The 9,633-nt window shown below is 36.7% G+C and carries 8 protein-coding genes and 2 pseudogenes; 1 reads left to right on the plus strand and 9 read right to left on the minus strand.

All coding sequences use genetic code 11. From position 1 onward, the window contains the following. The 7 genes and pseudogenes from P20652_RS20695 to P20652_RS14830 all read right to left on the minus strand — a co-directional run. A pseudogene (locus tag P20652_RS20695) lies at window positions 1-235 on the minus strand (hypothetical protein); the annotation flags it as partial. A 196-nt stretch (window positions 236-431) separates the two neighbouring features. Further along, a complete protein-coding gene (locus P20652_RS14855) occupies window positions 432-1,940 on the minus strand; it encodes a glycosyltransferase (RefSeq protein ID WP_008166259.1) in 1,509 nt (502 codons plus the stop codon). 3 nt (window positions 1,941-1,943) lie between these two features. Then, window positions 1,944-2,435: a hypothetical protein gene (locus P20652_RS14850; RefSeq protein WP_008166261.1), complete on the minus strand. Its 492-nt coding sequence runs from the start codon at window positions 2,433-2,435 to the stop codon at window positions 1,944-1,946. Then, a complete protein-coding gene (locus tag P20652_RS14845; protein WP_008166263.1) occupies window positions 2,396-2,704 on the minus strand; it encodes a hypothetical protein in 309 nt (102 codons plus the stop codon). Before P20652_RS14845 ends, P20652_RS14850 begins: the two co-directional genes overlap by 40 nt. Before the next feature lie 618 nt (window positions 2,705-3,322). Further along, window positions 3,323-4,000, minus strand: a complete 678-nt coding sequence (locus P20652_RS14840; protein ID WP_008166265.1) for a haloacid dehalogenase type II — start codon at window positions 3,998-4,000, stop codon at window positions 3,323-3,325. Window positions 4,001-4,191: 191 nt separating this feature from the next. Further along, the gene (locus P20652_RS14835) at window positions 4,192-5,358 is read right to left on the minus strand and encodes an aldo/keto reductase (protein WP_008166267.1); all 1,167 of its coding nucleotides are present in this window, start codon (window positions 5,356-5,358) and stop codon (window positions 4,192-4,194) included. 351 nt (window positions 5,359-5,709) lie between these two features. Continuing rightward, a pseudogene (locus P20652_RS14830) lies at window positions 5,710-6,948 on the minus strand (NADH:flavin oxidoreductase/NADH oxidase family protein). 100 nt (window positions 6,949-7,048) lie between these two features. Here P20652_RS14830 and P20652_RS14825 point away from each other — a divergent pair. After that, a complete protein-coding gene (locus tag P20652_RS14825; protein ID WP_008166270.1) occupies window positions 7,049-7,456 on the plus strand; it encodes a MerR family transcriptional regulator in 408 nt (135 codons plus the stop codon). 113 nt (window positions 7,457-7,569) lie between these two features. Here P20652_RS14825 and P20652_RS14820 read toward each other — a convergent pair whose 3' ends face one another. Beyond that, window positions 7,570-7,761, minus strand: a complete 192-nt coding sequence (locus P20652_RS14820; protein ID WP_008166272.1) for a DUF3185 family protein — start codon at window positions 7,759-7,761, stop codon at window positions 7,570-7,572. A gap of 118 nt (window positions 7,762-7,879) precedes the next feature. Continuing rightward, the gene (gene rmuC, locus P20652_RS14815; protein WP_008166273.1) at window positions 7,880-9,346 is read right to left on the minus strand and encodes a DNA recombination protein RmuC; all 1,467 of its coding nucleotides are present in this window, start codon (window positions 9,344-9,346) and stop codon (window positions 7,880-7,882) included. Between the last annotated feature and the right edge of the window lie 287 nt (window positions 9,347-9,633).

Consider the following 9,633-nt stretch of genomic DNA (forward strand, 5'->3'; position numbering starts at 1 on the left):
TAGGTGGTTGCCACTGTTCTCGCAATTGTGTTAGTTCAATCGCGTCATGGCTGATGCTATAAGGGTCGTAGCCTTCATATGCAATTCGCCCATCAAATAGGTAACGACTTGTATCATTAGAGGTATAAGGCTCAACGTCAATCAATAGAATGCGCATTAAAAAAGCGGTGATTAGTAACAGTTTATAATTTTTTAAATAACGTGATTTAGGAGATAAAGACCAAGCTACCAACATAAAAAATGCCATTAAACAATATTGAATAATGGTATAAACTCCAATATTGCTAACAGGAAATTCGGTATTGCCTTGCGACGTATTTGCTAAAAAATAACTCGAAAAACTCAGGGCAATTAAACTAGCTAAGCTTATAAAATAAAGCCAAGATTTACTTTTGGTTGTGAAACTTGGCTTAAACAATTGCAGATTCATTTTAAGCGTGTCTAGATAGCTGATAATGACTATAAAAGCTATTAACTGCAGACATGACAAATCCAAGAGCTAATAACGATACAAATGGCAATATAAACCAATATTGGTAAATAACAGCCCACACTAAAACCACGACATAAATAACTGCAACTAAAAATTCAAAAATTGCACCTTTAGGAGGTAAAGGTTTATAGTGCGGCTTGTTTTTAAAGCCCTGTGAATCTTGATTTTCACTTTTGTAAGTATGTTCTGCTTTTTGTAACTCACCTGTTTTAGGTGTGCGGACAAATTCACTTTCTTTGCCCATTAAAGCTTCAAAACCGGCCTTAGAATTATTAATTGCCAACTGTATACCTAACAATACTAAGTTAGGTAATTTTGCTAGTGCACGTATTTTTGAGCGACCTAAAACCACTTGACCAAAATATAGGTATGCAATGTGCCCGCCTGAAGACATCAATAATAAAGCAATATCAATCCACCAAACGTTTATGTAATCATATTGCGCACGTAAATATAAGCTAGGTAATAAGAAAAATAATGTATCTAGCATCATGACTAAATAAGCTAAGTTATTTGATAAATGAAACGTCGATTCAAGTTTTTTAACAAGCGGTATTTTTGCTTTCCATACTGTTTTTAGCATTTTAAGCATGACCTGTACGCCACCTTTAGCCCAACGGTACTGCTGAGTTTTAAACGCATTCATATCAGCAGGCAGCTCACCTGGACATGTTATATGATTTAAATACTGCATTTTCCAACCAGCTAGCTGAGCTCTATAACTTAAATCTAAATCTTCAGTTAATGTGTCAGCGCTCCAATGGCCTGCATCAATAATGGCTGAAGTACGCCAGATACCTGCAGTCCCATTAAAGTTAAAAAGCATATCACTCGCACAGCGCACATGCTGTTCTAACCCAAAATGGGCATCGAGCATTACAGCCTGTGTTTTTGTTAATAAGCTACTACGACGATTTAAATGCTCCCATCGCAACTGCACCATGGCAATATCAGTTTGAGTGAAAAAATGAATACTTTTTAATAATGTATCCGCAGTTGGTATAAAGTCAGCATCAAAGATAGCAATAAACTCACCATCAGCCGTTGTCATTGCCTCTTTTAATGCACCAGCCTTAAAACCATGACGATTAGTTCGCTGTACATGCTCAATATTTATGCCTTGTAGCTTATAATGCAATACACGCTCAGCAATAACCTCACTTGTATCGTCATTAGAATCATCAACGATTTGTATTTGTAAACGATCAGCCGGATACTCTAATAATACAATTGAATCAACAATCCTTTGGGCAACTAACCTTTCATTATAAAGTGGAATTTGAACTGTTATTTTTGGTAATTTCTCAAACATTTTAGGTGATTGAGGTGTAAAATTTCGATATTTAAACCATCGGATTACCATAGACAAACGATGCAAACCAAATAAAGATAAAATGGCTAATAATAAAAAATGAACAATAAGTACCAACGAACCAATTAACGACATAATTTAATAAACCTTAGTAATACCAAATTGAATATTATTACCTTGCAGGATATTGCTGCCGTAAATTTCACGAGTAAAAGTAAGCTCAATACCAAAGCCTGCTAATGAAGAATTTTTATCAAAATTCCAACCTGTAGCTAGTTCAAATTTTCCTGAGTCAAACTCTAAAGGATTTGATAAATTTGCAGCATTTATTGACGTTGACGAATCTGCATTTTCTGCACTTAGTATTCCGTCAAGTTTGGCGCGCATATAAATGTTTTCATTAACGTTAAAACCATACTCAAGCAAGTATCTGTATTCGTCAGAAGGCTCTCCGGTACGAACCCGATAACCAACTTCAGCCCCAATATAACCAAACTTATCCAGCCCTTTGCCTAACAATATTTTGGCTTCGTAGTCTTCTTGGTTATTTCCTAAACCATCATCCTCATCATATAAAAAAGGGGTTTTAACTAAAAAGAAGTAGATAGAACAAAAGGCTCTGCCTGCCATTGGTATCGAATACCAACCTCGGTATCACCAAAACCGCTGGCGCTACTTGTTCCCGTTACAGAATCTTCTTGTTCATAGCTTTGATGTAATAATGAGCCATAGATAGAGAAGTTATTCCCTAAACCATGCTCCAAGTAAAGTGATGTATTTTGCCCTTCAAAACGTTCAAAGGTTGGGTTGTTTCCACGATATTTACTCGACGTATAATCAGCGTAACCTAACTTAATATAACCACTTCCTTCTTCACCAACCCATGCCCCAGCTGACACGTTAACTGACGCTAAGGTGGTCGATAGAGCGATGGCTGAAAAAAATATACCCTTTAATATGTAACTTTTTTCATTGCGATCTTTTTAAATTTCATTTTTATTTTCCACTAATTTATTAAATTTAAATTTTGAAGTAATTAACTAAATTTTTATCGTAATTTTCAATTAGCATGTTTTATTTCGCTTTAAGTTTGAAAACCAGACGTTTATAAAGTAAACAATGCTTATTCATGAGAAAAATCAAAAAAGATAATCTTTTTAATTAATCTAAACCTGTTCATATCAAGTAATGCTGCTGTGCTAAGCTAAAATCTAAAGTTTGTTATTTAATTTAGAAACATTATGGAAGGTAAGTTTCGCAACTGTGTCACGAATTAATCACAAAATTATCACATTTTATCAATAGGGAATGAGCGTTCTGATATAAGCTCTAATTCAGATGAAATAGGGCATTAATTGCGCTTATTAATACAGAGATCAAGTTAAAAGGGTAGGGGTAGAGAATTAGATTGGTAAATAAACACTTGCTAAAAAATAGAGCACTAATAGTGGTTCAAACGTAAACCCCCTTTACACCCACGGCACTTAATACCATAAGCAAAAGAGGGGAATAGAAAATTAGTTAACGCTTTCTAATTTTGCTTTTAAATCGAGTAAGTCGGTTGCTATAGTATTTGGTTGTATTTCCCACGGATCGAAAATAGATTCTTTAGATCGTTGAATCCACGCCGCGCGCATACCATGCGATATGGCACCGGTTACATCAAACGGGTTACTTGATACAAGCCATGTGTTTGCGCCTGTTGAATTTGTTTCGCGTAAAAAGTGGCTATAAACCCCTGGGTTTGGTTTAAAGGTTTTAACGTCGTCTGCACTTACTACCCCTTCAAAAAGCTCACTAATGCCTGCGGTTTCTAATAAGGTATGAACTGCGTCGGCAGCGCCGTTTGAAAATGCAAACAAACGGTAGTCTTTTGCTTTTAATTGCTCAAGGCCTGCTTTTACATCGTCGAACGCTGGAAGTGTTTTGTAAAGCTCTAGCAGCTGTGATTTTTGCTCGTCACTTAGCTCGGTTTTGTGCGCTAAGCAGGCATAATCGAGTGCGTGTTTTGTACATAGCGAAAAGGGAATATAATTTTGCATTAATCCACGTCTAAATGAATACTCTAATTGCTTTTCGCGCCATGTGTTTGAAAATGCTTGGGCGTTATCGCCAATCATGTCGTCGAGTAAGGACAGTACGCCATGAGTGTTTATTAGCGTACCGTATACGTCAAATGCAAGTGTAGTTGCCATGTTTGCTCCGCAATAAAATAAATTAAGTTGGCTTTAGAGTACTTGCTTACAGCTTAACTTAATTTGAACGGACGCTCAAATTAATAAAGCTTAAAAGCATCGAGTGCTAAAATATGCATTTCTATATCTTCAAAAATTAACCATACATTAGCTATAAATAGGTGTGCCAAGCAAATGGCACACCTATTTTGTTATGCAGGTATGGGGGCGTTTTCTGCAATAAGCTGTCTAGATTTCAACTCACTCCAAAATGCGTTTGGTATGGTAACTTTCATTGAGGCTACATTAGCTTTAATTTGCTCTGCCGTGCGTGCGCCAGGAATAATTGAGGATACCGTTGAAGGCGCTTCTGCGAATTGCAGTGCAGCTGTTTTAATATCAATCCCATGTTTAAATGCAATGTCGCTTATTGCATTAAACTTTTGCTGCATAGGCCCAGGAATTTTAGGTGAATAATTAAAGCGATTACGGCCGGCTAAAAAACCACCATTAAGCGGAGCACCGATTACCGCTGAAACCCCTCGTTTATCAAGCATAGGAAAGGTTTTATCAAGTGCCTGCTTATGATCTAAAATTGAATATTGCAACGCTAATAAGCAAATATCAGGGTCTGACATATCAAGCGCTTTATAAATAGCATGAGGTGTATTTACTCCAAAACCCCAACCTTTAATTATTCCTTCATCTCGCATTTTAGTTAACTCAGGAATAGCCCCTTTTGCTGCCTGATCAAGATACTTAAGCCAGTCATCTCCCATATCACTGTTTTGCGGTGATAAATCGTGAATATAAACAATATCCAAAGAGGCCACCCCAATACGATGCAACGTGTCTTCTATTGAACGGCGCGTGCCTGAGGCTGAATAATCATATTTATAATGAAAAGGTGAGTGATCAGCCCAATGCCAACTATTTTCTAGAGGCTCTGCTGAAGGGGTTAGAAGGCGACCTACTTTTGAGGATAAAACATAATCTTCACGCTTTTTGTTTCGAAGTAAATCACCGAAGCGCCTTTCACTTAAACTCAAGCCGTAAAAAGGTGACGTATCAAAATGACGAATACCAGAATCCCATGCTGCATTTAGCACTGTTAAAATTTCTGCATCACTTGATATAGTATTAAAGCCATTCCCAGCTGCAAGACCGCCTAAGCCCATTCTTGATTCAGGCCGGTAATGCTTAGCGTTAGTAACATCGTTTGTGGGTAGAGCAGCGCTTTTATCGATTGATCCTTTAGTTTGCATAACACTGCCGTTAGACATTTTTACCTTTAATTGTTCAGCCAAAGCTGAAGCACTAAAAATAGAGCCTAAACTTAAAGCAGCGCCTGCTTTAATAAAATTTCTGCGAGATACCATGTAACTATTCTCCTTGAGTAGAATTAAATATCTACGCTATAAGCTAGTATAAACACCACCCAAACTCAAGCCAGAGAAAAGCAAAAAATATCAATATTATCAATAAGATGATTAAATTAACAAACGCTGAACACGCACTTTAATTAACATTTAAAAATGATTATTTTATTTACTCGTACAGTACTTAAAAATGCACAAAATAGTGCACTTTAATAGCTTGATAAAAAAGCAAACTTCCAAATTGGTGCACGCCTTAATACTCATTTATACAACATAAAAATGGTTACATTTATTCAAGTGTAAAAATTAGTAAACAAAACCGGAATACATAAAAAGAGTGAATACTAAAGCTTAGTTAATCTCACTAGCAAACCGTTTACGGTAACGCTTGGTTAATTTAAACGAACGTAGTTGGTCGCTAATTAAAGTAAATATTGGTGAAGCGTTTGTTTTACAGGTTTGCCTTGGCCTATACGGCGTATTTGCCTTTTAACGAGTGCCATAGTGGCAAGTCCCAGCAAGAGTTTTATCTTTCCAAGTAACTCTTGGTAATGCGGCTAACTGCAATGGCTCATTTTGCCATTTATTTGGTAAATTGGGCTGGTATGCAAGAGCTGTGGCAACACCAACTAAAGCAACACCACTTTCAATTACATTATTTGCGATAGATAAGCGACTGATACCACCTGTGGTCATTATTGGCATTGAAGTTCGCTGGCTAATTACTTTTGCAAACTCTAAAAAGTATGCTTCGCGGGCAAGTGTGCGCTCATCGCCTGTTTTACCTTGCATGGCAGGGGCTTCGTAGCTACCACCCGATAACTCCACAAAATCAACATTGAGTTCATTCAATAAATCCACTACCACTTGTGCATCACTTGGTTCAAACCCACCACGTTGAAAATCTGCAGAATTTAACTTTACCGACACAGAAAAAGAAGATGAACAAAGTGCTTTTATACTGCGGGTTATTTCAAGTAATAAACGCGCTCTATTTTGTAGATTGCCACCCCATTTATCATCACGCTTATTAGTAAGCGGCGATAAAAATTGAGCAAGTAAATAACCGTGCGCTGCATGGATTTGTACACCATTAAAACCGGCTTTTTCAGCTTGTAGTGCTGTTTGTGTAAAGCGGGTAATAACGTCGTCAATGTCGGTGTGTGTCATTGCTTTTGGTATACTAAACAAGTGCGAGTGCTTACCCATATTAAGTGCAACACTTGACGCTGATAAGACCTTTCCACCCATTTTTTTAAATACTTGTCTACCAGGGTGATTAATTTGCATCACCACTTTGCAATTATTTTGCTTTGATAAACGAGCAAGCTCTGCAAAGGCAGTAATATCTGTGCTTTGCTCAAGCACAAGTCCGCCTGGGCCTGTCATCGCTAAATGATCAACCATCACATTGCCGGTAATAATTAGCCCTGTACCGCCTTTAGCCCATGCGCTATAAACATTTTTAAGTGCTTGAGAGGGCGTTTGGTCCTCTTGTGCTAGGTTTTCTTCCATAGCGGCTTTGACAATACGATTTTTTAATACTAGACCACTTGGCAAGGTAAAGGAGGTAAACACAGGGTTGCGCATAATTATTTGCTAATTAAATTGACATTAAAACAACTATAACCTTAAAGTTAGCTTGAAGGTCAACCTACTAAGTTTATGTAAAGTGGAGTTATTATTAGTTATGAAAATAGGCGAACTTGCAAAACTTACCAACATACCCGCCAGCACTATTCGCTTTTACGAAAGTAAAGGGTTACTAACACCAACCACTCGCAGCGCAAATGGTTATAGGCTTTACACACAACAAAACTTAGAAAAACTACAATTAATTAAGTTTTCTCAAAGCTTGGGGTTTTCACTCAACGAAATACCTTCATTGCGTAACGAAAACGGCGAGCTAAACCACACAATAATAATTGAGCGTTTAGAAGAAAAACAAAAAGAAGCTGACATTTTGATTGAGCAAATGCAGAAAAAGTCACAACGTATTGGCAGCTTAGTTGCATTATTAAACTCTCATTGGAATGAAGGCGAATGCCTACCAGAGAGTACATTGAATAAACTACTAGAAGCCGCTAATTACGAGTAAGTTATTACTTCACCTGAACTTTAGATAAAAATATTTTAAACAGAGCTCAGGTTACTTAATACAGCTTATGTTTAATAAGCTGTATTTTATATATTATTTAACCGGTATCAGGACTATTTGAGCTTTTTTATACCAATTAATATACAAATAGCACCGCCAATAAAACCAGCCCATGCTTCTATAGGTGTATCACCACTAAATGCTCGGCTAAGCTGCGAAGCAGCCGCATCATAAACGTCATAGCCCCACATAATTAAAGCTATACCGACAACGATTAAAACAATACCTATAATCTTATTATTCATACTACCTCTGATCTTTAACGTATATTATTAAAAAATTTGCTTAAACATACTTTAAAAGTAAAAGCGTTGAGCAAACAAAGTACAACTAATATTGTGAAGTACGGCAAAAATAGATGTTTTAGTCCAACTCAAGTTGCGCGCGTTCTACACTTTCATTAGGCAACTCTTTTTGCACAGATACACCTAACTCTTTAAATTCTGACGCTTGTTTTATTAAATTTCCTTTACCACGATATAACTGCGAAAAGGCTTTGTCGTAACTTTCTTTCGCTTTATCAAGTTGCTTACCAACACCTTCCATGCTCACTAAAAAGCCATTGAGTTTGTTATAGAAACGCTCAGCACGATTTGCCAACTCTTTGGAATATTTAGTTTGCTCTTCAAATCGCCAAAGTTGTTTAACAATATTTAAACTCGTCAGTAGGGTAGTCGGTGTGGCTACTAATATGTTTTTTTCAATTGCTTGTTGATAAATATCGCTTTGATATTTAAGCGCTTCTACAAAAGCTGACTCAATTGGTACAAACATAACCACCACCTCGGGTGAATTAATACCAGGAAGACGATCGTAGGATTTACTGGCAAGTTCATTAATACGTGCTGTAACAGCGTTTACATGCTCTTTAATTGCTTGGTTAGCATCTAACTCGTTATCGGCATTTACATAGCGGGTATAAGCGTTTAGCGATGTTTTAGCGTCAATAACTAAATGGCGACCTTGTGGTAAGTAAACAACTACATCGGGGCGCAGGCGGCCGTCTTCAGTATTAAATGACACTTCGCGTTTGTAATCTACGCCAGCACGTAAGCCAGCGCTATCTAAGACGTTTTCAAGCATTAGCTCTCCCCAATTACCTTGGGTTTTCTTTTGCCCTTGTAGCGCATTACTGAGTTTGTCGGCTTGATCTGTAATAGCTTGGCTTTTAGCCTGCAAATGCAGTAATTCGGTTTTAAGTGCTGCACGTTGTTTTATATCTTCAACGTGTATTGATTCCATTTTTTCTCTAAAACCTTTTAGCTCACCTTGAACCGGTTTTAATAATTGTTCAATACTCTCTTGATTTAGCGTTTTAAAGCTTTGTGATTTTTCTTCTAATATTTTGTTCGCTAAGTTTTCAAACTCTTTTTTGAGAATATTTTTACTTTGCTCTATTTGCGCGAGTTGTTCGGTAAAGTTTTGTTGTTTTTGCTCAAGCGTGATGCGCATATTATTTAACTTAACATCGCGTTGGTTATATTGTTCTCTGAGGGCTGTAAGCTCACTTTCGGCTTTACGCCAAAAGTGGTTGTATTGAACGCTTTGTTTTTCTTGTTCGCTAACACGAGTTTTAAAGTGTTGTGCTTCATCGCGCTGTTCTTGATGACTATGTTCTAACAGTTCATGATCTTCAAACAATGTATTGTATTGCATCTCTTTATTGTCAAACTGATTTTGCAATAGAGAAAGCTGTTGCTGTTGTTCGCTTATTTGTTGATTTAATTTTTTACGAAGTTGCGCTGATACAAGGGCATAAAATACGACACCTAAAGCAGCACCGGTACCTACACTTAACCAATCAATATTAGTGAGTATTTGAGTGAGCATAAAAATAAACTTATAAAATTTAGAGACATGACATCATAACGAATAACAACCAATAGAAGTAGAGGGTGAGTTGGAATTACAGACATAAAAAAACCAACTTAAAAATAAGCTGGCTAAATATTACTAAATTAAGTAATCAAAGGGAAAATCAATATTTACCTGAACTAACTGCAGCTAAAAGACCTATTTGTAAAATAAGTTATTACGCGAAGCTGTATATCAACAGGTATTAGAGTAGACCGAAAAAAGAGATTATTAATTCAAAAATAATTTAATAATTTTTAAAA

Source organism: Pseudoalteromonas sp. BSi20652, from assembly GCF_000239855.1.
GTDB lineage: Bacteria > Pseudomonadota > Gammaproteobacteria > Enterobacterales > Alteromonadaceae > Pseudoalteromonas.